Genomic DNA, 23,301 nt, shown 5'->3' on the forward strand with positions numbered 1-23,301 from the left:
ATAAAATAGTCAAACGTTTCTCTTAAATACAAATCTGACCAATAAAAAGTTGACAGGAATAGCTATTGCGAATACGGGAACGGGTGCCAGGGGCTTGGAAATGCCTGTCCATAAAAAGAAATTCAGCAATCCCATGTGCAGGAGATAATTGAACAAATGTGCTCCGCCAAAGCCAAAAGCCTTTTTCCAGGAGGGCTTTTGGTTGAAAGTGAAATAGGCAGTCAGATAAAAGTTGGCAAAAAAACTAAGAATGTAACCTAAAGTATAAGCTATGTTTACATTGATAATCCATTGCAACGAAAAGTATATTCCGTAATGAAAGATGGTGGCAATGATCCCCACCATGACAAAACGGATAAATTCCGGTAATTGTTTCAATTTCTTTAGTTCCATGGATTATTTGTTGAGGCGGCAAAGTTAGGTATTGTTGCGGAATAATTTGTATGGAGTGATTTTGTTTTTAGTTAAAAGATAGAATTAAGTATTGATTAACCTCTCTTTTATATTATATTTGCGCTCGACTTATTCTTTAAACAAACATAATAATATATGTAAAGCATTAATTGTTTTAATGATGAATATGGTTAATGGGACTATTCTTGTGGGTAAATCTAATCGGTTGAATCTAGAAAAATATTATCAGTTATATTATAAAAAGGCATATTTGTTTGCTAAGTCATATGTGCGCGATCAATATGTCGCCGAGGATATTGCGTCCGATGCTTTAGTGAAGCTTTGGGTAATAATGGGAGAGAATGAAATTCGTCATCCTCTTACCTTTTTATTGTCTATTGTAAAGAATAAGTCTATTGATTTTTTACGGCATGAAGTCATTCGTCAGGAAGCTTTAGCCAATATGTCTGATGTTGGCATGGGAGGGAGGAATGCTAGGATTTCAGCTTTGGGGTCTTGTGAGCCTGAGAATATTTATTCGAAAGAAATAGAGTATATCATCCGTGATACCTTAAATGCCCTGCCTGACAGGACGCGTAATGTGTTTTTGATGAGCCGTTATCAGAATCTGCCTAAAGGGGAAATCGCTAAAAGATTGAATTTTACATCTAAAGGTGTGGAATATCATATAATTAAGGCTTTAAAAAGCTTGCGTGTAAATTTGAAAGACTATCTTCCCGTCTTATGCTTATTCTTTTTGTGAGCATTCTTTATGTCTCTTCGGATATGGTATGATATGACATTGGGCCTTTTATTTGATAAAGAATTAAATCGGAATCTCCCAGTATCAAAAGAAAACAGGAATCGATATTGCCAGATAGTTAATTAAAGGCTCTAATAATCCGTTTTTTATTCCTATTTTTGCAGACTGAAAGTATAAATAAAAAACGAATAGATATATGTCAGACAGAAAGAAGGCGTTCTGGTTTATTGCACTGTTGAGTGTACTTGTGATTATCCCTTTTTTGGGGGAGACTATTTTTTATTCCAAAGGAGAACCCCGTGAAGCGATTGTAGCGGTATCTATGTTGGATAGTGGCAATTGGATACTTCCCTTGAACTATGGAACGGATATGGCTTATAAGCCTCCTTTCCTTTATTGGTCAATAGCTGCTTTTTCTGCCATTTTGGGAGGGGTGACGGAATTTTCGTCCCGGCTTCCGTCTGCTGTTTCTTTTTTAGTTATGCAGTTGGTGTTTTTTGCATTCGTTGCCAAACGTAAAGATGTAAAAACTGCTGTTCTTACTTCCGTTCTTCTTTTATCTTCTTTTGAGGTGCATCGTGCGGCAGTTGCTTGTCGGTTGGACATGCTGCAGGTGTCGTTGATTGTTATTTCGCTCTGTCTGTTGTATCGATGGGATGAAAAGGAATGCCGGGGAATTCCTTGGCTGGCAGTTGTTTTAATGGGATGTGCTTCACTGACTAAAGGGCCGGTAGGCTCTATTTTCCCTTGTTTGGTCATCGGCGTTTTTCAATTGATGCGTGGCCGGTCGTTCGCCAAAACGTTTTTTTCGTTGGCGGGGATTGGATTGCTTTCGCTTGTACCATTGGGAATGTGGTTTTGGGCGGCTTACCAACAAGGAGGAAAAGAGTTCTCAGATTTAATGCTTGAGGAGAATACCGGACGTTTTTTCCATAAAATGTCCTATGAATCCCATGAAAATCCCATTTGGTATAATTTTTTAACGTTGATTTGGGGGTGGATACCTTGGACGTTGGTTTTGCTTATTTCCTTATTTGGGTTGAAATGGAAGACTATGAGTTGCTTGCCACAAGGTGAGGGGCTTGTGCAAAGGTTGGGGAAGGCATGGACGGCTTTCCGTAATCAGTCTCCGGTGCAACTGTTTACTTGGTTGGTCATTCTGATTATTTTTATTTTCTATTGTATCCCCAAGAGTAAGCGGAGCGTTTACTTATTACCTATCTATCCATTTATGGCAGTGATGATTGCTGAATATTTGTTGGCTTTGGTGCAGCGTGGCGCAAAAGTCTTTAAAATTTGCTCGGTTATTTTTGCCTCTTTGGGACTATTGTTGACGATTGTATTTATAGCGGTCCGCTGCGGTCTGATTCCTGACAGTGTATGGGGAACGGGACGTCATTCCGCTGAAAATATAGCTTTTATGCATGCACTGGAAGACGTGTCATTGTCCGTGCCTCAGTGGCTGTTGGTTGCGCTTCCTGTCATTGCGGCTGTATGTGCCTTGCGCCTGGTCGTTAAGCATGCCGACACCCGTTCTCTGTTGTATGGTATTGCAGGTTGTATGCTTTGTCTGTTTGTTGCGTTGGACGGTGTCTATCAGCCTACTGTATTGGCTGTGAAATCGGATAAGAATTTGGCGGATAGAGTCAATACATATATTCCGGAGGGTACGGTTTATTCTTATTCGGATATGAGCTTTTATTGTGCCAATTATTATTTGAATGATCGGATGCGGCATATTGAAAAAGAAAAACCGGCCGGTGAAGGGTATCTGCTGGTTCCGGAAAGACTGGAAGAAGAGATGCTGGAAGAATTGGGCAAGGCATATCAACTGGAAAAAGTATTCCGTACGGAAAGGCGCAGTTGTGATATACGTGACGAGATTTGCCTGTATAAGTTCAGAAAAATGGAAACAGGTAATTGACACTTGGTTTTCGGACATAAAGAATAACTTAAAATTAGTGAAGTGAATCCAATAGAAATCATTAATAAATATTATCCGGAGGAGAACGAACTGAAATATATTCTGTTAGTCCATAGCCGTTCCGTCGCGGATAAATCTTTGTGGATTGCCGACAAGCATCCGGAACTGTCTCTGGATAAGGACTTCTTGTATGAGGCAGCCATGCTGCACGACCTTGGTATTTTTCTAACAGATGCCGAAGGTATTCGTTGTTTCGGTGACAAGCCGTATATCTGCCACGGGTATTTAGGAGCGGATTTGATGCGTAATGAAGGTTATCCGCGCCATGCATTGGTTTGTGAGCGCCATACAGGAGCGGGGCTTTCTTTGGAAGAGATTCTTGCGCAGCAATTACCGGTACCGCATCGTGAAATGGTTCCGGTCAGTCTGGAAGAACAGGTTATCTGTTTTGCCGATAAGTTCTATTCGAAGACACGTTTGGATAAAGAAAAAACAGTGGAGAAAGCTCGAAAGAGCCTGGAACGTTATGGTGCAGCGGGGTTGCGACGTTTTGACTGTTGGTGCGAACATCTCTTGTAGCAATCTAAATTTCTTTAAAAAGGGAAATTATCCGTATAAATTACGTACTTTTGCCCCTTCAAGCGTAAACTATAAAGTTAATGGCGCCATTGAAAGCAAATACATTCATATCATTTATACTACTATCCGTCTTACTTTTACTTTCCGGTGAGGCTGTGTCGCAGCGTCGCGGAAAGGGGATGCTGCCGCCTGCAGGTCAGCGTACGGACTCTTTGCGGGTTGGGGATACTTTGCTGGCAGATTCGGTAAGGCAGGACACAACAGCTGTGGCTGCACCGAAGAAACAAGCCTTGGATGCTCCTGTCGCTTATGAGGCTTCAGATTCTATTGTTTTTACTCAGGGAGGATTTGCCCATCTTTACGGAGATGGTAAAGTGTCTTACCCTGGTGCGGATTTGGAAGCTGCCATTATCTCTATGGATATGGATAATAGTACAGTCTTTGCACGGGGGGTGACGGATTCATTGGATGCGGTAAAAGGCAGGCCGGTTTTTAAAGACGGCGACACATCGTATGAGACGGATACCATCCGTTATAATTTCAAAAGTAAGAAAGGTATTATCAGTAATGTAGTAAGTCAGCAGGGTGAAGGGTATGTAACCGGCAATAATGCAAAGAAGGGGGCTGGTGACGAACTTTATATGAAAAGCGGGCGTTATACTACCTGTGACCACCATGATCACCCTCACTTTTATATGCAAATGACTTATGCCAAAGTGCGCCCCAAGAAAAATGTGGTAACGGGACCTGCCTATTTGGTAGTAGAAGACGTGCCTCTGCCTTTGGCTGTTCCATTCTTTTTCTTTCCGTTTTCCAGCAGTTATCAATCCGGCTTCTTGATGCCTACCTATATGGACGATTCCAGTCGTGGTTTTGGTTTGACTGACGGAGGATATTATTTTGCCATTAGCGACCAGATGGACTTGAAATTGAGGGCAGACATCTTTACCAAAGGTTCCTGGGCGCTAAATGCGGAAACAAACTATGTGAAACGGTACAAATACTCAGGTTTGTTGCAGGCAAGTTATCAGGTTACAAAGACCGGAGACAAAGGTTTGCCCGACTACTCGGTAGCCAAGGACTTCAAGATTGTATGGTCACACCGCCAGGATCTGAAAGCAAGTCCTAATTCCACTTTTTCTGCCAGTGTAAATTTTGCCACCAGTAGTTATGAACGTACCAATATCGGTAATATGTATAACTCACAGGCGATGTCTCAAAATACAAAGACTTCCAGTGTCAGCTATTCCCGCAATTTTCCCGACCAGCACTTGAGCATTTCCGCAACTACCAACATTGCGCAGACCATGCGTGACTCTTCTGTTGCTGTAACTCTTCCGGATTTGAATATTTCTTTAAGTACCATTTTTCCTTTTAAAAGGAAACATCCGGTGGGAAATGAAAGATGGTATGAAAAGATTTCTGTACGTTATACCGGTAGAATGAAAAATAGTATAACGACGAAAGATAATAAGTTGTTTAAGTCGAATCTGGTTAGGGATTGGGAGAACGGTATGCAGCATGATATTCCTATCAGTGCTACGTTTACCCTTTTCAAATACTTTAATCTGACTCCTTCTGTTAATTATACAGAACGTTGGTACACCCGGAAAGTAAAACAAGATTGGGATGTGCAGCATCAAGAAGTGGTGAGAGATACTACTTATGGTTTTCACCGTGTATATAATTATAGTGCCAGCTTGGGACTGAACACCAAGATTTATGGTATGTACAAGCCTGTATTTCTTCCTAAAAAAGCCATTCAGATTCGTCATGTCATAACGCCTTCTGTCAGTATCAGTGCCGCTCCGGACTTTACTTCATCACACTACGGTTACTATGATTCTTATATAAAGGAAGGCAAGGATGGTGTACGGGATACGGTGAACTATTCATACTATGCGGGACAAGTGTTCAGTCCGCCCAGTGGGGGAAAACAAGGCAATATTCAGTTTAGCATTTCCAATAACCTGGAGATGAAGTATAAGGATAAGAATGACTCGATTCGCAAGGTTAGCCTGATAGATGAGCTTGGTGCCAGTATTTCTTATAATATGGCGGCTCAAGTGCGTCCATGGAGTGACTTGCAGTTGAACCTTCGTCTGAAATTATCCAAGAATTATACATTCAGTATGGCTTCTACTTTCGCAACCTATGCTTATGAGTTCAATGAACGGGGTGAAGTGGTGGTAGGTAACCGTACGGAGTGGTCTTATGGGCGTTTCGGGCGCTGGTCTGGCTATGGCTCTTCTTTCAGCTATACATTCAATAATGACACGTGGAAAAAATGGAAAGAAAAATTCCAGGGAAAGAAAAATAAAGAAGAGGATAATAAAGAAGAGCAGGCTGACTCGGAGGATGAAACCAATCCGGATGGTACTAAAAAGAAGAAAGTGGAAAAGGCGGCTGTCGATTCGGACGGTTATCAGGTGTTCAAGATGCCGTGGTCTTTGAATTTGAATTATAGCTTCAGTGTTTCGGAAGACAGGTCAAAGCCCATTAACCGGAAAACGATGCGTTATCCTTATCGCTATACCCAGAACCTGAGTGCGTCCGGTAATATTAAGATTTCTAACAAATGGGCTATCAGCTTTAATTCGGGTTATGATTTTGAGGCCAAGAAAATTGTGCAGACCTCTTTCAATATAACCCGTGACCTGCACTGTTTCAGCATGTCTGCCAGTCTCTCTCCCTTTGGGCAGTGGAAGTATTACAATTTTACGATTCGTGCCAATGCCAGTATCCTGCAAGACTTGAAATGGGAACAGAGAAGCCAGACTCAGAGTAATATACAATGGTATTAAGAGGGTGTCAAAACTGAAATTTTGAAACGATGAACTTGTCATTTGGAATCTGAGCATATTAAAAGACTAAAAAAAGGGTCGTATCATTCTCAATACGGAGCTTGATGCGACCCTTTTAAGTGTTATAGTTATAATCTGTGACTTTGGGGAGTGGTCCTTTTAGTTTTGACACCCTCCTTTAGGTTACCAGATTATTTCTTTTTCCCCGTGTGCCCTTAAATATTCGTTTGTCTTGCTGAAGTGTCTGTTGCCGAAGAATCCATTATAGGCAGAGAGAGGGGACGGATGTGCGGAAGTGAGTACCAGATGTTTGTTACGGTCTATAAAAGCGCCTTTGCGCTGCGCATAGGCACCCCATAAGATAAACACGAGATGTTCTTTTTCTTCCGCTAAAATACGTATGGCAGCATCAGTGAATGTTTCCCAGCCACGGTTTTGGTGAGAGCCCGCCTGGTGTGCACGTACAGTAAGCGTGGCATTGAGCAATAATACCCCTTGTTCTGCCCAACGGGTCAGATTGCCTGTAGCGGGCGCATCTGTACCGATGTCGTTCTTTATCTCTTTGAAGATGTTCACCAAAGAAGGTGGGAAGGGAACTCCATCGTTTACGGAAAAGCAGAGCCCATGCGCTTGTCCCGGACCGTGGTAGGGATCTTGGCCGATAATCACGACTTTTACTTTGTTGAAAGGACATAAGTTAAAAGCATTGAATATCAGACTGCCTGGAGGGTATATGGGGCCATGCTTATACTCCTCGCGTACAAACGTTGTCAATATACTAAAGTAATCTTTCTCGAATTCTGGTTGCAGATGTACTTTCCAGCTTTCTTCTATTTGGACATTCATAATTGATTTTTTGATAGTTTCGGATGCTAAAGTAGTAAATAAAAAATAAAGTCCAACCTTTTGAAGGGCTGAACTTTATTTTTCGTAATGAGATAAACTGATATTAAATTAAATGTATGTTGTTTTCCCTGCATTCTTGGCGCATATCTTCGGGCCAGATGCTGGCTTGTATTTCACCGATGTGGGCTTTGCGCAAATAGAACATACATAAACGGGATTGCCCTATACCGCCACCGATGGAAAGTGGAAGAGTGTCGTTCATCAGCCGTTTGTGGAAGTATAGTTTCAAGCGTTCTTCTTCATTTTTCTCCTTAAGTTGCTGTAGTAAAGCTTTCTTGTCAACGCGGATGCCCATTGAAGAAAGTTCAATACTGCGTTGCAGGACATGGTCCCACAGAAGTAAATCACCGTTCAAACCCGGTAAGCCGTTCAATCCGGGAGTGCTGTAGTCATCGTAGTCCGGAGCACGTCCGTCATGCTTCTTTCCGTCGCTCAGTTTACAGCCGATGCCGATAATGAATACTGCTCCAAACTTTTTGGCAATGGCATGTTCACGGCATTTCGGCTCTAGGTTCGGGTAGAGCTGGCGTAACTCTTCTGCATGGATGAAGTGTAATTTTTGAGGCAGGCAAGGTTTTATCTGCGGATACATTTCATATACCATATATTCTGTACGTACCATAGCGGCATAAATGCGGGTGACTATTTCCTTGAGGAACTCTACATTCCGGTCTTGGGCGGTAATGACACGTTCCCAGTCCCATTGGTCCACATAGAGAGAGTGAAGGTTGCCCAGTTCCTCATCGGCGCGTATAGCATTCATGTCGGTATAAATGCCGTAACCCGGCTCAATGTGATATTCGGCGAGTGTCAATCGTTTCCATTTGGCAAGGGAATGTACCACTTCTGCTTGTGCATCGCCTAAATCCTTGATTGGAAAAGAAACAGCACGTTCCACACCGTTGAGATCATCGTTGATACCCATACCTTTTAATACGAAAAGCGGGGCTGTGACACGGCGCAAACGCAGTTCGGAAGAGAGGTTCAATTGGAAGAACTCTTTGATCTGTTTGATTCCTAATTCCGTCTGTTTCAGATCTAATAAAGGTTTATAGCCTTCGGGCTTTATCAGGTAGCTCATAAGTTTATTCTATCTATTTTGTATTAAATTGTATGGCAAAGATAGGAATAATATTAATACTTGCTTGACTTTTGAGTGAAAAAATAGCAAAATGTACAAGAAGAAATGTTATGAGGTCTCAAAATAATAATATGACGGATAAGTAGAAATGATGGAAAAATCATTTAAATGTTAGGAATATGCTAATATTTTTTCTATTTTTGCATCCGCATTCGGCTCCGTAGCTTAGTGAATAGAGCGTCAGATTCCGGTTCTGAAGGTCGTGCGTTTGAATCGCACCGGGGTCACTGAAATGGAAAATCCCTTTGTATAACATTTATGCAAAGGGATTTTTTTATAATTATTGGAATAGAAGTATGTGGGGCGGCAACTTGGGTTATGGGAGCTCGGTCAGATTCAATGCTGTATGTAGGCTCTCCCAATTGGCGTTGAGCGCCTGCATGGAAGGGAACAGCACATCTGCTCCGGCGTCCAATAAAACTTGCCCGTCTATTGGTCCTGTGTTGACGGCTATGGTAAAAATTCCTGCTGCTACTCCGGCTTGTACGCCGATAGGGGCATTCTCTACAACAATTGCCTCATTGGCTTTCACGCCGGCTTTTTCCAGTCCAATGAGATAAGGTTCCGGATGAGGCTTTCCGTATTTCACGTCGAAGGCTGTTACCATACGTTCACGTTGGAACATTCCGGGAAAGTTATGGGTAAGGCGGTTCAATAACGAATGTTGGCCCGAACCGGTAACTAATACGGGCGTAATTCCTTCTGTTTTTACTTTCTGCAGCGTTTCCCATGCACCGGGCATACGTTCCGGTTCCGGGTGAGTATTAAACTCTTTGCTTTTCTCAGCATAGATGTTTTCTATCATTTCGGGCGTGGCATCTTTGCCGTATTGGCGTTGATAAACGATATTGATGGTAGCTGCTCCCGTACGTCCTTCGTGCATATATGCTTCTTCGCGGCTGAGGTGAAGGCCATGTCGTTCCATGACTGTATGCCAGGCGTCGGCATGATAGGGCATCGAGTTGAATAGTACGCCATCCATATCGAACAAAATGGCTTTTAACTGTATTTTAGAGTGCCCATGCTTTTCCAGATAGCGGGTGATAGATTCTTCGAACATAAAAATACCTATTGTTTTGTAGTTGCAAAGATAGTGCAAACCGGGAGCAGAATAAAATGAACTTGTTCATTTTTTATGCCGAGGTGCAGCTAATCTTCGCTTTTCAGCAAAGATACAAAGAACTCGCAAAAAAACGGCAAAATTTGGATAAATAAAGTAAGTGTTTGGTATTGAGGAGAGTTAAGCCAAATTCTTCTATACCTTTCCAAATCGCTAAAATGCAGGATAATGAAAGGTTAAGAGAAAGATTTGCTACTTATCCGTTACCTTTTTTAGCCCCGGATAATCCGGCAAAATAACGCTTGACCACCTGCGGTTTTACCGTTCACCATGCAAAGAACCCTATATTTTGCCCGTAAAGATAACCGTTTTTTTCCGTTTTTCATGGAAATACAGGTTATGTTACCGGCATCCGGGGTTTTATTCTTTGTTCCGCTATAATTTTCATAACTGTAAATAGCTATATATCAAGTAATTTTGCAACATAAAAAAAATAGAGTTATGAAACAGACGGATGTAACGGTTACGTTCTACCTCAAAAAGAGCGAAATGAATGACGAGGGACATTGCCCGGTCATGGCGAAACTTGTTGTCGGCAAATTTTCAGAAGCGGCTTTTAGTGCGAAAATGTCCGTACCCGCTGCACTGTGGGCATCCGGACGTGCCACGGGTAAAAGTAACGCCGCGCGGGAAATCAACCGGCAACTGGACGATTTGCGAGCTTCAGCCATTTCCATTTATGACGAACTGTCAGCCACCCGTGAGAATGTAACGGCTGAAGAAATAAGGAATCTGTTGTTGGGGACGGCTTTCGGGCAGGAAACCCTGTTGGGTTATTTCCGGACGTTCATCGAACATTTCGAAAAACGTGTCGGCGTGAACCGGGAAAAGGGAACAGCGCAATCTTACCGCTATGCTTGTAACTGTGTGGCTGCTTTCATCCAGGAGAAATACAAGTTGTCGGATGTTCCTTTCACGGCCCTGAACCGTTCATTCATCGACAACTATGACCTCTACCTACGCACGGAGCGCCGCTTTGCCCTGGGAACTATCGTGTTGCTTGTCACACGGTTGAACACGATTGTCGGGGAAGCCATCGCGGAAGGGATTATCACTGCCGACCCGTTCGCGGGTTATGAAGCCGAACATCCCGAGCGGGAACAGAAATACCTTACCGCAGCGGAGTTACAACGGCTGATGACCACACCCCTGCACGACCCGAAACTCTACCATATCCGCGACCTGTTCCTCTTCTCCTGCTACACGGGTATCCCTTACGGGGACATGTGCCGCCTGACGACGGAGGATCTGGAAGTGGCCGAGGACGGTGAGGTATGGATCAAGACCGCCCGCAAGAAGACGAAAATCGACTATGAAGTGCCGTTGCTCGACATCCCGTTGCTCATCCTCGACAAGTACCGGGATATGGCCCCGGAAGGAAAACTGCTGCCGATGTACAGCAACAACGAACTCAACCGGACACTGAAACGTATTGCCGCCATTTGCGGAATTGAACGGAAGCTCGTCTTTCACTGCGGACGCCATACCTACGCCACCGAGATCACGCTTTCGCATGGTGTCCCGCTTGAAACCGTCAGTAAAATGCTGGGGCATAGCCGCATTTCCACGACGCAGATTTACGCCAAAGTGACCGATGACAAGATCGACATGGATACCCGGTCTTTAGAGGAAAAGATTGCCGGCCGCTTCTCCGTAGCTATTTAATCTATCATTGACAATCAAATTCACAACGATTATGGAAACGAATAATAAAGAGATAAAACGCCGCAGCACGTTCTCCCTGCTGTTCTACATCAACCGCACGAAAGTCCGCAAGGACGGAACATGTAAATTGTTATGCAAGGTAAGCATCGACGCCAAGTCGGCCCCGATCAATATCAACGCGTTTGTCGAGCCATCGCTTTGGAATCCGGAAACCAAAAGGGCGAACGGACGAAGCGAGAACGCCCGAACGGTAAACCTGGCAATAGAGAAACTGACCGAAAAAATCACCGGACATTACCGTCATATTCGTAAAAGCCTCGGTTTCGTGACGGCCGAGCTGGTCAAAAACGCCGTGGAAGGAATCGGGCAGAAACCGTTCACCCTCCTTGCCTTGTTCCGCGAGCATAACGAGGAGTTCCGCAAGCGTGTCGGCGTGGATCGCAAGGAAGAAACCTATGAAAGTTACGAGAACTCCTATAATATTTTAGCCTCCTTCGTGAAAAAAAGGAAGGAAAAGGAGGATGTAGCGTTGCGGAGCCTTGACCGGGAGTTCTACGATGATTTTGAAATATTCCTGCGTACAGATCGTGAAATGAAACCCAAGACAGTACACGAGCATCTTTACCGGTTGAAGAAAATGACCAAGCGGGCTGTCAGTCAGGGTACACTCCGGCGCGACCCTTACGGGAAGCTGCACCCGGAACTGCCCCGGCGCAAGAGCCGCCATTTGAAACTCGAAGACCTCAAAAAGCTGATGGAAACTCCCGTCGATAAACCCAACCTCCAGCGGGTGCGGGACTGGTTTCTCTTCGCTACCTTCACGGGGTTGTCCTACGCCGACCTGAAACGCTTGTCCGAAAAAGACATCACGCAGTCGGACGACGGAACGTACTGGATACACATCCGGCGCCAGAAGACCGAAACGCCCTCGGCCATCCGCCTGCTGAACGTGCCGTTGCAGATCATCGAGAAATACCGCCACGAGCGTAAAAGCGACAGGATTTTCAATCTCTATTGCCGGGGGTATCTCATCAAGCTCACCAGAGAACTGGGACGGACATACGGCTTCGACATGACCTTTCACAAGGCGAGGCACAATTTCGGGACACATATCACGCTCTCGTTGGGTGTGCCTATCGAAACTGTCAGCCGCATGATGGGACACAAGAGCATTTCCACCACGCAGATTTACGCCAAAGTGACCGACCGCAAGGTGGACGAGGACATGAAACGGCTGAAAGAACAGACCAAAGGCCGGAAAATAAATCTCTACGAGGAGGACGAACCGGAAACGGCAGATATTATAACGGTAAACGGTTGAACAGTATAACAAAATTGATAAATTTGTATGACTATGACGACAAGAGAACCTATCAGCATTGAAAACGGGCGGGTGGAAATCCACACGCCGGAGAACCGTGTATGGCTCACGCGCCACCAGATTGCCGACCTGTTCGGAGTCTTCGTTCCTGCCGTGGGGAGCAACATCCGCTCCATACTCAAAAGCGGCATACTCTGTGAGGAGAGGGTTTACCGCCGGGAGCGCAACCGTGACGGCGGTATTGTCGAGCTGTATTCGCTCGAAATGATCGCCGCGCTGGCTTTCCGCTTAAAATCCGGGAATGCCGAAGCCTTCCGACGGTGGCTTGTCCGAAGGGCCACGACGACTGCTGTCGTCTGGCAGCTCCCCGGTATGAACACGATATTGAACTGAAAAAGAAGAACAGCCAAAACGTTGGCCGTTCTTCTTTTATACCCATTCCTGTCCCCCGATACATTTCTTCCGGGAATCTTCCAGGAATTTCTGTATCTCGGATTCCATGTATAGTACCTTGCCCTGAATCAAATAATAGGGAATGATCCGCGCCGTACGGTATTCCTGCAATGTACGCCTGCTGATTTTCAGCAGCCGGGACAATTCCTCGTCGGTGACGAACCGCTCTCCCTTGAGTGTCCGGCCTCCGGAGGATTCCAGTTTATCCAGTGCCTTGCCGGCCTTTTCCAAACGCCGGAAGAGATCCGCCACACGCGGATCGTGCTTGTCGATGAAATAATGGCTCATAACGCGGCGGTATTAGGATAGTGCGACGATTGCAGCAGTTTCCCGACATCTTCCGGTTTGTAGAAGATTTTGTGACGGATGCGGCTGAAAGGCAGCAACCCTTTCTCCCGGTAGGTTTGCAGGGTACGTTTCGATATACCCAGCACGTCACAGACATCCTGGTTGTCCAGCCATTTTTTCAAACTCACGTCCTCTTGCCTGCGGCATAACGCCTCGGCTTTTCTTTCAATGGCTTCCACGTGCCCTGCCAGCGCGTCGAAAGCCTTCACGTCCATACTTATTATTTCCATGTTCTGTTTCATTTTTTGTTTCCCGGATGCCCAAAAGTACACAAATGGACAGTATCTTGTTATCAGCCAGTGGCATATGGACGTATCCGTCTTAAAAGTGGCAGCGAGTGGCGCCACGTCCGGCGGAAACGATCCTCCGCCGATACGGGATCGGCACGCTCCGATACGCCAATCGCCCGTGAAAGGAAATGTTCGCGGGCGATTTATCATTCCATGCAGGGTGAGCCGTGAACCGACTTTCGCGAGCGTTCACGGCATATCGTTTTCTCCCCGTTTCTCTCCCATAACCTTTTCCTCTCTTTTTTTTCATGCCGCGGAGCGCGGTATGGAAATCTGTTGTCAGTAGCAAAGGTAGTTACGGGGCTCACGCTGCTGCAAGATCGGGCCGCGGGGCGGTTTGCCGCAAAATCTTCCTCTTTCCCTGCGGGCGAGCGTATTTTCCGACAAAATCTTGCAGCAGCTATCCCCGACACCTTTTGATGCTACCGAAACAGATTCCATCCATACCGGCTCCGCTACGGCATAAAAAAAAAGTCAAAGGTTATGAGAAACGAAGAGAAAAATAAATGGAAACAGAAATCCTCCAACCTTCCACTTGGCATAAAGGCAAAGGTCGGGTTGGCGGTAAAGGTCGGGGCGGTGGCTTTGGGCTTCCACGTGTGGGGTATCGACTTTATTTGGGTCGTTTTGGGCTTCACGTTCTGTTATGACATCCTGCGGGGCATTTTCTCCTGCCTTGTTTCTCTCGTGGCTCTAACCGGCTTTTTCTATTTCCTATTCACTCACATCTTCTAAATTTTTACAGGTATGGCAAAGTACATTTCATTATTCGGAGCGACTACCACGGACACGCAGGTGCAGGTAGTCAAGGAAAACCAGGTAATCATCGGTATCGGTGCGGGTGCGAGCAGAAAGCGTTACGTCGTTTACAAGGTGGAACACACCGCCCGTGGCTACGTGTACCACATGGTCGATACCGAAACAAAGGAAATCAGCCAAACGGACATTTTGCGACCCCTCTCGCAAACATTCGGTATCGGCAGGTACTACGACGACGTGAACCCCGAGTTCATGGACGCTTTCGAGGTGGCTTTGCTCGTGAGGCAGGCGGAAGAGCAAGCCACGGCGCAGGCCATCGCCGCCGCCAAAGAGAAAGCCGAGCATGACCGCATAGCGGAAATAGGGGCGCAGAGGTTACGCCGCATCATGCCCGAAGGGGTGCAGGGCGTAATCATCGCCGAACTCAACGAAACGGAATACACTGACCCCTCTTACGAGTGTTCGACCACCCGAAGCGTGCGTACCGTCATTCTCGGCTTTTCGGCCACCTCCCGCAACGGCTTCGGGGAGTTGAGAAAGGCGGCGGCCAATTTCCCGCAAACGGCGCACCTCTCCGAATACGACCCCAAGAACGAACACCGCTATCCCGTTTTCACGCTCGGCAAAAGTCCGAAATACGGGTGGAGTGTCTGCAAAATCGTGGACTATTCCGAGAAGGCGATAGCCGTATTCGGGGACACCAAGCCCGTCAAGGACGCCCTTCACGCACTCGGGGGACGCTTCAACGCACGGCTGACGCATGACGGGCAGAAGAGAGCGGGATGGATTTTCCAAAAGACCAAAGAGGACGAGGTGCGACGGCTTCTCGGAAAGGACGAATAAATGTTGAACACGGGGCGGCTCGCCGCCCCACAATACCAAAAAATCATGGCACAAGGAACAGATTATTTCAAACTGACGATACAGAACTATCTCGACGCACGGGCACGGGAGGACGAACTTTTCGCACCCCGATACGCCAACCCGAAAAAGAACATTGACGATTGCTGCACTTTCATCATCAACCAAGTACGGCAGAGCGGTTGCAACGGGTTTGCCGACGAGGAAATATACTCTATGGCACTCCACTATTACGACGAGGAGGACATCGACATCGGCAAACCCGTCAGTTGCAAGGTAGTGGTCAATCACACCGTCGAACTGACCGAGGAGGAAAAAGCCGAGGCACGGCGGAACGCCATACGGAAGGCCGAGAGCGAAGCCTACGCCAAGTTGGCGAAAGCCAAGTCCAAACCCAAGAAAATCGAAGATAACAAACTAATGCCCAGTCTATTTTAGTTATGAAACCGAGAACAAAATTCCAACAGAGCGTCGTGGCGGCAAGCAAACACCTGCCGCCGCTTACCCCCGCACAAATCGAATGGGGGTACAAGAACTGCATCGAGCATATCGGACGCCGCACGCCGAAAGGACTTATCACCTGCACCGAGTGCGGCCACACGTGGCAGAGCGAAAACGGAGAACTCACGGACAATCTGTTAGGGTGCGAGTGTCCGCACTGCCACACCACGCTGAAAGTGGAAACCACCCTGCGCCGCAAGTTCAACGATTACGAGTATTTGTGTATCGTAACCCGCTGCAAGGGTTTTCAAGTCCTGCGCTTCGTCTATATCGAGTGTTGGGCGAAAGTGGGACAGACGCCCGTTTACACCCATATCGAAGCCGTACAGCGGTGGATTGCCCCCGACGGACGCTCCGCAACCTTCGCACGGCTGCGCCCGATGGGCTTCTTCGTTCACGGGTGGAGTTGGTCGAGCGCATTGGAACTGCGGGCGGAGAACGACGGGAAATACAACATCACGCCCACACGCATCTATCCCCGGCAACGGCTTATCCCCGAACTGCGCCGAAGCGGTTACGGCAAACAACTCCCCGATGTAACCCCTTTCGACCTTATCCACCTGCTGCTCTCGGAGAACAAGGCCGAAACGCTGCTTAAAGCGGGACAAACGGCACTCGTGCGATTTTTCGCCCGTTCCTCCCGCAATATCGCAGACTATTGGCCGGCCATCCGTATCGCCATCCGTAACGGGTACGCTATCGGGAAACCGACGGAATGGTGCGACTACATCGACCTGCTGCGATTTTTCGGGAAAGACCTGCATAACGCCCATTTCGTGTGTCCCGCAGACCTGCCCGCAGCGCATGACCTCTACATGGCAAAAAAACGGCGGCACATGCAAATGGAACGGCGGCAGGAGGAACGGCGCAAGGCGTTGGAACAGGAAGCCTCGTTTGTCGAAGCCAAAGGGCGGTTTTTCGGAGTGGAGTTTTCCGACGGGGAAATCTGCATCAAGGTATTGGACAGCGTTGAAGCCATACGGCAGGAGGGCGAGGCCATGCACCATTGCGTGTTTACCAACGAATACTATCTGAAAGCCGACTCGCTCATACTCTCGGCCACAATCGACGGCAAACGTATCGAAACGATAGAGGTGTCCCTAAAACGCATGGAGGTCGTGCAGAGCCGTGGCGTGTGTAACAAGAATACCCCATACCACGGGCAAATACTGAAACTGATGAAGGGGAACATGTCCCTTATACGGAAACGAATGACAGCATAAAAATCGGGGCGGCGAAAGCCGCCCGCAAAAACAAAATAGAATGAACCAAATAGCATATAAATTCGTGTCGTGGGACGTTCCCGCACTCGAAAGCCTTGCAGGCTCAAAAGCGTACATATTACGCAAACGGCTCAATGACGGGGGAACGCTCACCCGTGAGGAGAAAGACTGGATTACCCGTGAGGTAAACCATAACACCTATTTCAAGGACTCCATTCCGCTTTTAGGGTATCGTTTCAACTTTGTCGATGTACTGAAAACATTCGTGGTAAAGCAGTACGGGCATTACACGGAATACAAGGGCGTGGACAAGACGAGCATACGCTCCATGTTGTACGGCAGAGTGGAAAGGATTGTCGAATTATAAAATCGGGGCGGCGAAAGCCGCCCTACAAAAAAAAATATAACAATGAAAATCATCTATAAAAGCTACATGGCACGCCCGCTCAAACCCTTCGGGGAGTGGGATTGGGAAGTTCGGGAAGCAGTCAAGACGGCCCTTGCGCTCGTCGAGGGGAAAAACGGGTTCAAAACCCATTCCGAGATATGGCGAAGGTGCAACCTCGTCATTACCGTGGGACACAACATCTACACCACGAGTATCGAGATACGACCACCCGAGCAGGACGTGATACGCCGCAGGAGCAACTGGCATAACGGCTACGCCTACTACTGCAACGGCGTGTTCTGGGCGAACATGAGCAGGGTTAGAGTGGAACTTGTCTGATTAAAAAATTTCGGGGCGGCAAAAGCCGCCCGTAAAAAGCGAGAATATGAAAACGAATGAAGTAAACAAGGAAATCTCCTATGAAACGCTGCTCGTAACCTTCGGCGAGGGTATCGGGCGGCTCAACACCATGTTCGACGACCCGCAGGTGTGGGGCGTTGCCACGCTGAAGCAGTGGATCGACGGGTATGAAACTACGCGCTTCACCGAAATCGACGACCGAACGGCGGTTATCACATCCGAATACAACATGGACAGCGTGAAGGAATGGCTGCAAAAGAACACACCGATTATCAACCTGGAAAAACGATAAAATCATGCGCAAGTACAAATTATTCATCGGCTACCGGCTGCTGGGAGAGTTTTCCGGTATATGGGAAGCCAAAAATTTCGCCGCTGAAAGCGGCATGAGCGGAATTTTCTCGCTCGTGGGAGAAAATTACCGGGACAGTTGGTACGAACCAAAAAAACAGGACAAGAATGGAAACAAAGATTAAAGACATCACGGGAGCGGAAATAACCGTTACCGACTTAAAAGAGGCGGTACGCCAATGCCGGGAGTGCCTCGCAAGTCCCTACCTGATGCCCTCGGGGCATACCGTGGGGGAAAACCATGCCTACATGTTGCGGCAACTGCTCGCCCTGCAAAGGCGGAAACGGGAACACGGCAGGCAACGGCCGTGAAAATACGACGCGAAAAAAATCGGACGATAACCGTCCGATTTTTTTGTTTCCCGTCAATCGACCGCCGTATGGTCGCCCAGCTTCCCGTGCAGTTCACGCCCGATATGTCCGGCAATGCCACGGGGAGAAATTTCAGAGATTGAACCCCACCCGCCATGCGTGTATATGCACGTCTTGAGCGGTTCGGTACGGGAAAGGTAGAACAGATAGCCGTTGCGGAGCAGGATGCCCACAAACACCGAGCCGACCTCGATGTCGGCGATCTCGTCAAAACGTATCTTCCCGTCATTGTATAATACTGCCGTGCCATCCGCATCGGGAATGACGAACAGATCGTCTTCCATGACAATCCCGTGCAACTCGATTAGCGACCCCAGGCATTCACTCGCCGATACCCGGTCGTAATCACCCTTTACCTCATTTGTCGATTTCGTTTCCATATCGCTTTTCTTTAGGTTCAGACAAATACCATACGAAAAAGGCGTGAGAATACGTTAAATACCGGCATTGAGGTACAGCCAAGCACCCATCCACTCGATAGATAATTTCTCCCCACGCCGCTATCGCATACGCTTGACGCATATAGACACGACGATGAAGAAGAGAACTACCCATTATTTTGCGAGCGGATTAAAATTTGGCTGTTTTCAATGCCCCACCATAATGTGTTCCTTCCGTATGTAAATCGCCCGGCGGCACGCCGCCGGAGGATTCGATTGCAAATATAACGATTTCATTCGGGTATCGGCGACAACACGTGCGATTTTTAACAACCTTCCTGCCAAAGAACTACCCGCCGTCCTACAATTTCGGCCCCCGGGCGGGTTTGCGGGGCGCGACCTTCGGCTGCGCCTTCTTCTCCCTGGGCGGTTCGACGATCCGCAGTTTGAGTTTCTCCGTCTTACGGTCGTAACGCACCTCGCAGCAGTCAATCTCACCCGCAACCGACGTCCACACGTTGTTCACACGCACCGCGCCGCCCGAGTAGAGGGTCTTGTATTGTTCGTATTCGAGCGGCTGCCGCAATTTCGCGTCCACCTGACGGTGGAACGAGTAGATATTACGTCCCTTTGCTATTTCGTCGGGAACGTAAACCCGCAACTCGGGATGGGCGGCCTCGGCATAGAGGCACAGATCCGCCGTGCGAAGCTCCCTCGGAACCCACTGGATCATCCTCGGGTCGCCCCGCACGGCCGTATCGGCCACGAGCGGCGTGATGGCCCTCTGGGGAATGTCGTACAGCACCCCCGCATCCTTGCGAACGGCCTCCAACGCCACCTCCTCCGTTACAAGCCGGCGGTTCAGGTGCAGGACACTCATCAACCGGTGTATCTGCTGCGGGTCGTCCTGCTCGCGGAACACCTGCAAGACCAGGGCGGGGTCGCTCAACGCGCTGATAACCGAGAAATCGGTTTTGTCCTTCCCGTAGGTACGCTCGAAAGCCTCCCGGCTCATCTCCGGCGTCCGGGCTTCGCGGGGGACGCCTTTCAGGTTTTGCGGGTTCTCCCGCACCAGGCTCATGTATAGATCCGGGCTTTTCATGCTCTCGGGCAGGTGGGCGATGGCATAGGGACTGCGCCGTATGGCCTCCATGCACAACTCCGGCGTTTTCCACTTCTCGGGGACATATTGCAGGTAGCTCCCGTCGTGCCCGACGGCCCGGCGGCACATCTCCTCGTTCTTGGCGTGGTCGGGAAGGTTGTAGAACAGCTCCGGCTCCAGGGCGAAAATTTCCCGGGCCACCCTCGGCGTGACGTGTGCCGGGTTCATGTGCTGCAAAAAATCGAAGGTCTTCTCGTAATTCGTGCAATAGAACCCCAACGCCTTCATGTGTATATCCTCGAAAGGGATATAGCGGAGGACACGCAGGTCGTCGGCACGGATCAACGCCCGGTTGCAGACCTCCGGCGTGAGCTGTTCGGGGTTGAAAAAGCGGATGGCCAGGGGATCGCGCTCCAGCGCCATCCCGCACAGACGGTCGGTTTTCAGATGCTTCGGAACGTACTCCAGCGCCAGGTAGTTCGAGGACACGGCGGCCTCGCAGACCCGTTCCGTGCGTAACTCCTCCGGCACTTCATGGAGCAGGATGCCGTCCCCGCTGACGGCACGCAGGCAGACTGCCTCCGTGCGCAGTTCCACCGGCACGAGCGAAAGGCAGGACGCGTCCATCCCCACGCCGTGAAGGGCCAGTTCCCCGGTCATGACCTCCGGGGCAATGGAGGCGAAAATCTCGAACTTGTCCACGAACGACATCCCGAATTTTTTCAGCCCTTCCAGGCATATATCGGGATACGGAATGTAAGGGAGTATCTTGTAATCGGCACTGTCCACCGCTTTCAACGCCGCACGGCATATTTGCGGCGTCCTCAATTCCCCGGGAACGGCCTCCAGCACCAGGCCGTTGCGCTTCACGGCCGCCATGCACAGTTCGGGGGTCTTCAACCCCTCCGGAACGTAATACAGCGCGTAGCTGTTGCTATCGACGGCGGCACGGCACATTTTCGGTGTCTTCAGACGGTCAGGGACGAATTTCAGTGTTTCGCCCCGGTGGCCGGCCGCGGCAAGACAAAGTTCCGGCGTTTTCATCGCTTCGGGAACGAACTCGATGTTGAAAGCCGATTTCTTGATGGCGAAACGGCAGACTTCCGCCGTTTTCCGATCCTCGGGCAGCGTCTCGAAAAGGTTCTCACGCCACGGGTTCTCGTACACCCCCGTATCGAGATAGGCTATATCTATTCTCTCTTGCTCTGTCATGGTTTTCAGTATTTATGGAAAGCGCCCGGGTGACGGGCGCCTCTCTTGGTTAGACATATTCCGTTATCGTTCCGTTTCCTCCGTCCCGTTCTCGCTCTGGAACGTGAAGGAGGTCTTCACGACCTGACCCGTGTTGTCCTCGACATAGACGTCGATGGCCTGCTGGTCATCGCTGCGCGATGTGTAATAGAGGCGGAACACCTCACGGTCGAGCGGATAGCGGTCGTTGGGCAGGAACACCGTACCGTCGTCCATCCTCAACTCACCGCGCCCGTCGGGCTGGAAATAGCGGATCGTGTAACGCGCGCCGTCATATCTCCCCTCCCGCACGAGCGTGCAGCGGATTTCAGCGGTTTCACCAACGGAGATTCGCTTCTGAACGGGCATCGTTTCCAGAGAGAACGTGTACGCCTGCTGTATATCCAGCCCGTTGTCGCAGGATGCGCATAAAAGACCCAGGGCGGCGATCCAGACCGCCAGGGCCAATATCTTTTTCATCTTTTTCATGTCGCTTGCAAGTTTAATGGATTATGAATTTCACGCCCAGGCCGAACTGCGCGTGGAAATGTCCCGTTGTAGTGCCCCATAGGATACGCTCACGCCCCGTCAGCGAGAGGATAATCCTGTCGGTCAGGTACGCATCGACCTCCAGCGTGACGGCCCCGCCATAGAGGAAACGGTCGCGGTGGCGGAGCGTAGAGCCGTCATAGAGCCGCCTCTCGCCCCGGTTCACGCTCTCGTAACCGGCCAGCGCCGAGCCGCCGAGGTAGAAGAAAAAAGTCCTGGACGGGTCGGCGAGGAACTTGTAATAGTAACCTCCCTCGGCCGTGAACTGCGCCACCGGGATACGTTCCGACTTGTAGGGGTAATAACGGTTCAGGAACTCCGCGCCGAACACCCACTTGTCGGCATTCTTCGCGTAGCGGCTCATGGCCAGCCCGAACCAGTAGCCCGTTTCGCTGCGGCTGTCCCGGGTATAGAAGCCGTCGGCCATGCCTCCCCGTATTTCCAGCCCGCGCATGGCGGGCAGGGCACGCTGGGCGTGCGCCCCGTCCGAAAGGAGGAGGCATAACCCCAGCGTGAGAATGAATATCGCCCGTTTCATATCACTTTACCTTTAACTCGTTGATAACACGTGCGCGCACCAGGTCGGCATTCTCCACCGTGAAAGTCTGGTGTCGCCCGCCCTGCTGCTCGTGCAGTTCCACGACCAGCTGCTTGTCGTCGGCCAGCGTGAACTTCGGGAGCGTGAAGACCATGCGCTCGGTACGCTTGCCGCCGATGACCTGCACGTTGTTGTACGCACGCACGGGCCATACGACCTGCTCCTGGATGGCCGTGCGTTTGGCCACCTTCTTGTCCGTAATCTTGAACGTCAGGTAGTCCACGTTGAAAGGCACGTTGGAGGAGTTTTTCAGTTGGAGGTGGAAATAAAGCAGGTCGTTATGCACGTAGATACCTTTGAGGAGGTATTGTACCCCGAAACGCTTGCAACCGATATGCTTGATCTCGCGGCGGTCATTCTTGTAAATGGACTGCATGATCAGTTTGACCAGCAGCGGAGATTCGCATCCCAACTCCTGCAAATAGATGTCCAGCGCGTTATTGGGGCGGTTTACCGCCTCCCCGTCATGCAGGAAGTCCGCCATCTCGACCGACAGTTTCACCGGCTCGTCGGCATACTTGACATTGAAGCTGTAATAGGCCCCGTCCTCGGTAATGACCGAAAGGTTGCTCTCGCGCGAGAAATCACGCAGGGCCGCCTTTACACGCAGCACGTTTTCCGTGCCGTCGGCTTTCGCCGCCAGAAGATCCGAAGACCCCAGATCGACGTAACGGATGGCCGAGGGGAAAATCACATGAACGGTCTTGCTGAACGTCACCTCCAGCGCGTAGGGCGGGATAACCCGGTTGAAGGTCAGCGGACGGGTAAGACCGTCGTACAAATCGCCCGTGGAGGGCTTTTCCTGCGCGTGGGCAGCGAACATGCACCCGATAAAAGCGAGTGCCAGAAGAATCTTTTTCATACTCGATAAATTTTTGATTGTTGATAAAAATGGATTTTTTCAGTGGTGTACGGAAGTA

The 23,301-nt window shown here is 49.0% G+C and carries 27 protein-coding genes and 1 tRNA gene; 17 read left to right on the forward strand and 11 right to left on the reverse strand.

The window, feature by feature from the left end:
- Positions 1-9 precede the first annotated feature (9 nt).
- Positions 10-393 (reverse strand): GtrA family protein, encoded by a 384-nt coding sequence (locus tag HMPREF9446_RS01160; protein ID WP_009123622.1) that lies wholly within the window; start codon positions 391-393, stop codon positions 10-12.
- A 178-nt stretch (positions 394-571) separates the two neighbouring features.
- Here HMPREF9446_RS01160 and HMPREF9446_RS01165 point away from each other — a divergent pair, with 178 nt between their 5' ends.
- From HMPREF9446_RS01165 to HMPREF9446_RS01180, 4 genes are all read left to right on the forward strand, one after another.
- Positions 572-1,156, forward strand: coding sequence for an RNA polymerase sigma-70 factor (locus HMPREF9446_RS01165; RefSeq protein WP_009123623.1), 585 nt, complete (start codon positions 572-574; stop codon positions 1,154-1,156).
- 196 nt (positions 1,157-1,352) lie between these two features.
- Positions 1,353-3,080, forward strand: a complete 1,728-nt coding sequence (locus HMPREF9446_RS01170; protein WP_009123624.1) for an ArnT family glycosyltransferase — start codon at positions 1,353-1,355, stop codon at positions 3,078-3,080.
- A gap of 42 nt (positions 3,081-3,122) precedes the next feature.
- On the forward strand, positions 3,123-3,659 hold the full coding sequence (locus HMPREF9446_RS01175) for an HD domain-containing protein (RefSeq protein WP_009123625.1): 537 nt from the start codon (positions 3,123-3,125) through the stop codon (positions 3,657-3,659).
- 80 nt (positions 3,660-3,739) lie between these two features.
- Positions 3,740-6,463, forward strand: coding sequence for a putative LPS assembly protein LptD (locus tag HMPREF9446_RS01180; RefSeq protein ID WP_009123626.1), 2,724 nt, complete (start codon positions 3,740-3,742; stop codon positions 6,461-6,463).
- A gap of 183 nt (positions 6,464-6,646) precedes the next feature.
- On the opposite strand, the gene ung is transcribed toward HMPREF9446_RS01180, so the two are convergent.
- Positions 6,647-7,309 carry a uracil-DNA glycosylase gene (gene ung, locus HMPREF9446_RS01185; RefSeq protein ID WP_009123627.1) on the reverse strand — a complete coding sequence of 221 codons (663 nt, stop codon included), beginning with the start codon at positions 7,307-7,309 and terminating at the stop codon, positions 6,647-6,649.
- Positions 7,310-7,412: 103 nt separating this feature from the next.
- Entirely contained in the window at positions 7,413-8,450 is a 1,038-nt protein-coding gene (gene asnA, locus HMPREF9446_RS01190; RefSeq protein ID WP_009123628.1) for an aspartate--ammonia ligase, read from the reverse strand.
- A gap of 214 nt (positions 8,451-8,664) precedes the next feature.
- On the opposite strand from asnA, the gene HMPREF9446_RS01195 reads away from it, so the two are divergent.
- Positions 8,665-8,737, forward strand: a tRNA-Arg gene (locus tag HMPREF9446_RS01195).
- A gap of 89 nt (positions 8,738-8,826) precedes the next feature.
- Here the strand turns inward: HMPREF9446_RS01195 and HMPREF9446_RS01200 are convergent.
- Positions 8,827-9,570 carry an HAD-IA family hydrolase gene (locus HMPREF9446_RS01200; RefSeq protein WP_009123629.1) on the reverse strand — a complete coding sequence of 248 codons (744 nt, stop codon included), beginning with the start codon at positions 9,568-9,570 and terminating at the stop codon, positions 8,827-8,829.
- Between the two features lie 501 nt (positions 9,571-10,071).
- Between HMPREF9446_RS01200 and HMPREF9446_RS01205 the strand changes: the two genes are divergently transcribed.
- The 3 genes from HMPREF9446_RS01205 to HMPREF9446_RS01215 are packed head-to-tail and all read left to right on the forward strand — an operon-like array spanning position 10,072 to position 13,009.
- Positions 10,072-11,295: a site-specific integrase gene (locus tag HMPREF9446_RS01205; RefSeq protein WP_004303751.1), complete on the forward strand. Its 1,224-nt coding sequence runs from the start codon at positions 10,072-10,074 to the stop codon at positions 11,293-11,295.
- 31 nt (positions 11,296-11,326) lie between these two features.
- Positions 11,327-12,616 carry a site-specific integrase gene (locus HMPREF9446_RS01210; RefSeq protein WP_009123630.1) on the forward strand — a complete coding sequence of 430 codons (1,290 nt, stop codon included), beginning with the start codon at positions 11,327-11,329 and terminating at the stop codon, positions 12,614-12,616.
- A 27-nt stretch (positions 12,617-12,643) separates the two neighbouring features.
- Positions 12,644-13,009 (forward strand): hypothetical protein, encoded by a 366-nt coding sequence (locus HMPREF9446_RS01215; protein ID WP_009123631.1) that lies wholly within the window; start codon positions 12,644-12,646, stop codon positions 13,007-13,009.
- Positions 13,010-13,045: 36 nt separating this feature from the next.
- Here the strand turns inward: HMPREF9446_RS01215 and HMPREF9446_RS01220 are convergent, their stop codons facing one another.
- On the reverse strand, positions 13,046-13,357 hold the full coding sequence (locus HMPREF9446_RS01220; protein ID WP_004295430.1) for a helix-turn-helix domain-containing protein: 312 nt from the start codon (positions 13,355-13,357) through the stop codon (positions 13,046-13,048).
- Positions 13,354-13,647 (reverse strand): helix-turn-helix domain-containing protein, encoded by a 294-nt coding sequence (locus HMPREF9446_RS01225; RefSeq protein ID WP_004319131.1) that lies wholly within the window; start codon positions 13,645-13,647, stop codon positions 13,354-13,356. The genes HMPREF9446_RS01220 and HMPREF9446_RS01225 overlap by 4 nt, the downstream gene beginning before the upstream one ends.
- A gap of 543 nt (positions 13,648-14,190) precedes the next feature.
- Between HMPREF9446_RS01225 and HMPREF9446_RS01230 the strand changes: the two genes are divergently transcribed.
- The 9 genes from HMPREF9446_RS01230 to HMPREF9446_RS01270 are packed head-to-tail and all read left to right on the forward strand — an operon-like array spanning position 14,191 to position 18,462.
- The gene (locus HMPREF9446_RS01230; RefSeq protein WP_004303766.1) at positions 14,191-14,442 is read left to right on the forward strand and encodes a hypothetical protein; all 252 of its coding nucleotides are present in this window, start codon (positions 14,191-14,193) and stop codon (positions 14,440-14,442) included.
- 12 nt (positions 14,443-14,454) lie between these two features.
- A complete protein-coding gene (locus HMPREF9446_RS01235) occupies positions 14,455-15,309 on the forward strand; it encodes a hypothetical protein (protein ID WP_009123634.1) in 855 nt (284 codons plus the stop codon).
- Positions 15,310-15,354: 45 nt separating this feature from the next.
- Positions 15,355-15,765: a PcfK-like family protein gene (locus tag HMPREF9446_RS01240; RefSeq protein ID WP_009132163.1), complete on the forward strand. Its 411-nt coding sequence runs from the start codon at positions 15,355-15,357 to the stop codon at positions 15,763-15,765.
- Positions 15,766-15,767: 2 nt separating this feature from the next.
- Complete coding sequence (locus HMPREF9446_RS01245; protein WP_009123635.1) at positions 15,768-17,051, forward strand: PcfJ domain-containing protein; 1,284 nt, start codon at positions 15,768-15,770, stop codon at positions 17,049-17,051.
- 40 nt (positions 17,052-17,091) lie between these two features.
- Positions 17,092-17,418 carry a hypothetical protein gene (locus tag HMPREF9446_RS01250; RefSeq protein ID WP_004295437.1) on the forward strand — a complete coding sequence of 109 codons (327 nt, stop codon included), beginning with the start codon at positions 17,092-17,094 and terminating at the stop codon, positions 17,416-17,418.
- A 42-nt stretch (positions 17,419-17,460) separates the two neighbouring features.
- On the forward strand, positions 17,461-17,778 hold the full coding sequence (locus HMPREF9446_RS01255) for a hypothetical protein (protein ID WP_004295436.1): 318 nt from the start codon (positions 17,461-17,463) through the stop codon (positions 17,776-17,778).
- A 46-nt stretch (positions 17,779-17,824) separates the two neighbouring features.
- The gene (locus HMPREF9446_RS01260) at positions 17,825-18,091 is read left to right on the forward strand and encodes a DUF6956 domain-containing protein (RefSeq protein ID WP_004295438.1); all 267 of its coding nucleotides are present in this window, start codon (positions 17,825-17,827) and stop codon (positions 18,089-18,091) included.
- Between the two features lie 4 nt (positions 18,092-18,095).
- On the forward strand, positions 18,096-18,275 hold the full coding sequence (locus HMPREF9446_RS01265; protein WP_004295439.1) for a hypothetical protein: 180 nt from the start codon (positions 18,096-18,098) through the stop codon (positions 18,273-18,275).
- Positions 18,259-18,462, forward strand: a complete 204-nt coding sequence (locus tag HMPREF9446_RS01270) for a hypothetical protein (RefSeq protein ID WP_004295440.1) — start codon at positions 18,259-18,261, stop codon at positions 18,460-18,462. Before HMPREF9446_RS01265 ends, HMPREF9446_RS01270 begins: the two co-directional genes overlap by 17 nt.
- Before the next feature lie 53 nt (positions 18,463-18,515).
- Here HMPREF9446_RS01270 and HMPREF9446_RS01275 read toward each other — a convergent pair whose 3' ends face one another.
- The 5 genes from HMPREF9446_RS01275 to traN form a co-directional block, all read right to left on the reverse strand.
- A complete protein-coding gene (locus HMPREF9446_RS01275) occupies positions 18,516-18,902 on the reverse strand; it encodes a hypothetical protein (RefSeq protein WP_004295441.1) in 387 nt (128 codons plus the stop codon).
- 361 nt (positions 18,903-19,263) lie between these two features.
- A complete protein-coding gene (locus tag HMPREF9446_RS01280; RefSeq protein ID WP_009123636.1) occupies positions 19,264-21,216 on the reverse strand; it encodes a DUF4116 domain-containing protein in 1,953 nt (650 codons plus the stop codon).
- Between the two features lie 63 nt (positions 21,217-21,279).
- Positions 21,280-21,723: a DUF3872 domain-containing protein gene (locus tag HMPREF9446_RS01285; RefSeq protein ID WP_004303788.1), complete on the reverse strand. Its 444-nt coding sequence runs from the start codon at positions 21,721-21,723 to the stop codon at positions 21,280-21,282.
- Positions 21,724-21,736: 13 nt separating this feature from the next.
- On the reverse strand, positions 21,737-22,321 hold the full coding sequence (locus HMPREF9446_RS01290) for a conjugal transfer protein TraO (RefSeq protein WP_004319140.1): 585 nt from the start codon (positions 22,319-22,321) through the stop codon (positions 21,737-21,739).
- A 1-nt stretch (position 22,322) separates the two neighbouring features.
- Complete coding sequence (gene traN / locus HMPREF9446_RS01295; protein WP_004303795.1) at positions 22,323-23,243, reverse strand: conjugative transposon protein TraN; 921 nt, start codon at positions 23,241-23,243, stop codon at positions 22,323-22,325.
- Positions 23,244-23,301: the final 58 nt, after the last annotated feature.

The sequence above is a fragment of the Bacteroides fluxus YIT 12057 genome, from assembly GCF_000195635.1.
In the GTDB taxonomy this organism is placed as follows: domain Bacteria; phylum Bacteroidota; class Bacteroidia; order Bacteroidales; family Bacteroidaceae; genus Bacteroides; species Bacteroides fluxus.

Bases quoted from the DNA above. Each gene is read 5' to 3' on its own strand.
- HMPREF9446_RS01160 (WP_009123622.1), bottom strand. From the start codon at position 393: ATGGAACTAAAGAAATTGAAACAATTACCGGAATTTATCCGTTTTGTC.
- HMPREF9446_RS01165 (WP_009123623.1), top strand. From the start codon at position 572: ATGATGAATATGGTTAATGGGACTATTCTTGTGGGTAAATCTAATCGG.
- HMPREF9446_RS01170 (WP_009123624.1), top strand. From the start codon at position 1,353: ATGTCAGACAGAAAGAAGGCGTTCTGGTTTATTGCACTGTTGAGTGTA.
- HMPREF9446_RS01180 (WP_009123626.1), top strand. From the start codon at position 3,740: ATGGCGCCATTGAAAGCAAATACATTCATATCATTTATACTACTATCC.
- ung (WP_009123627.1), bottom strand. From the start codon at position 7,309: ATGAATGTCCAAATAGAAGAAAGCTGGAAAGTACATCTGCAACCAGAA.
- asnA (WP_009123628.1), bottom strand. From the start codon at position 8,450: ATGAGCTACCTGATAAAGCCCGAAGGCTATAAACCTTTATTAGATCTG.
- HMPREF9446_RS01200 (WP_009123629.1), bottom strand. From the start codon at position 9,570: ATGTTCGAAGAATCTATCACCCGCTATCTGGAAAAGCATGGGCACTCT.
- HMPREF9446_RS01205 (WP_004303751.1), top strand. From the start codon at position 10,072: ATGAAACAGACGGATGTAACGGTTACGTTCTACCTCAAAAAGAGCGAA.
- HMPREF9446_RS01210 (WP_009123630.1), top strand. From the start codon at position 11,327: ATGGAAACGAATAATAAAGAGATAAAACGCCGCAGCACGTTCTCCCTG.
- HMPREF9446_RS01215 (WP_009123631.1), top strand. From the start codon at position 12,644: ATGACTATGACGACAAGAGAACCTATCAGCATTGAAAACGGGCGGGTG.
- HMPREF9446_RS01220 (WP_004295430.1), bottom strand. From the start codon at position 13,357: ATGAGCCATTATTTCATCGACAAGCACGATCCGCGTGTGGCGGATCTC.
- HMPREF9446_RS01225 (WP_004319131.1), bottom strand. From the start codon at position 13,647: ATGGAAATAATAAGTATGGACGTGAAGGCTTTCGACGCGCTGGCAGGG.
- HMPREF9446_RS01230 (WP_004303766.1), top strand. From the start codon at position 14,191: ATGAGAAACGAAGAGAAAAATAAATGGAAACAGAAATCCTCCAACCTT.
- HMPREF9446_RS01235 (WP_009123634.1), top strand. From the start codon at position 14,455: ATGGCAAAGTACATTTCATTATTCGGAGCGACTACCACGGACACGCAG.
- HMPREF9446_RS01240 (WP_009132163.1), top strand. From the start codon at position 15,355: ATGGCACAAGGAACAGATTATTTCAAACTGACGATACAGAACTATCTC.
- HMPREF9446_RS01245 (WP_009123635.1), top strand. From the start codon at position 15,768: ATGAAACCGAGAACAAAATTCCAACAGAGCGTCGTGGCGGCAAGCAAA.
- HMPREF9446_RS01250 (WP_004295437.1), top strand. From the start codon at position 17,092: ATGAACCAAATAGCATATAAATTCGTGTCGTGGGACGTTCCCGCACTC.
- HMPREF9446_RS01255 (WP_004295436.1), top strand. From the start codon at position 17,461: ATGAAAATCATCTATAAAAGCTACATGGCACGCCCGCTCAAACCCTTC.
- HMPREF9446_RS01260 (WP_004295438.1), top strand. From the start codon at position 17,825: ATGAAAACGAATGAAGTAAACAAGGAAATCTCCTATGAAACGCTGCTC.
- HMPREF9446_RS01265 (WP_004295439.1), top strand. From the start codon at position 18,096: ATGCGCAAGTACAAATTATTCATCGGCTACCGGCTGCTGGGAGAGTTT.
- HMPREF9446_RS01270 (WP_004295440.1), top strand. From the start codon at position 18,259: ATGGAAACAAAGATTAAAGACATCACGGGAGCGGAAATAACCGTTACC.
- HMPREF9446_RS01275 (WP_004295441.1), bottom strand. From the start codon at position 18,902: ATGGAAACGAAATCGACAAATGAGGTAAAGGGTGATTACGACCGGGTA.
- HMPREF9446_RS01280 (WP_009123636.1), bottom strand. From the start codon at position 21,216: ATGACAGAGCAAGAGAGAATAGATATAGCCTATCTCGATACGGGGGTG.
- HMPREF9446_RS01285 (WP_004303788.1), bottom strand. From the start codon at position 21,723: ATGAAAAAGATGAAAAAGATATTGGCCCTGGCGGTCTGGATCGCCGCC.
- HMPREF9446_RS01290 (WP_004319140.1), bottom strand. From the start codon at position 22,321: ATGAAACGGGCGATATTCATTCTCACGCTGGGGTTATGCCTCCTCCTT.
- traN (WP_004303795.1), bottom strand. From the start codon at position 23,243: ATGAAAAAGATTCTTCTGGCACTCGCTTTTATCGGGTGCATGTTCGCT.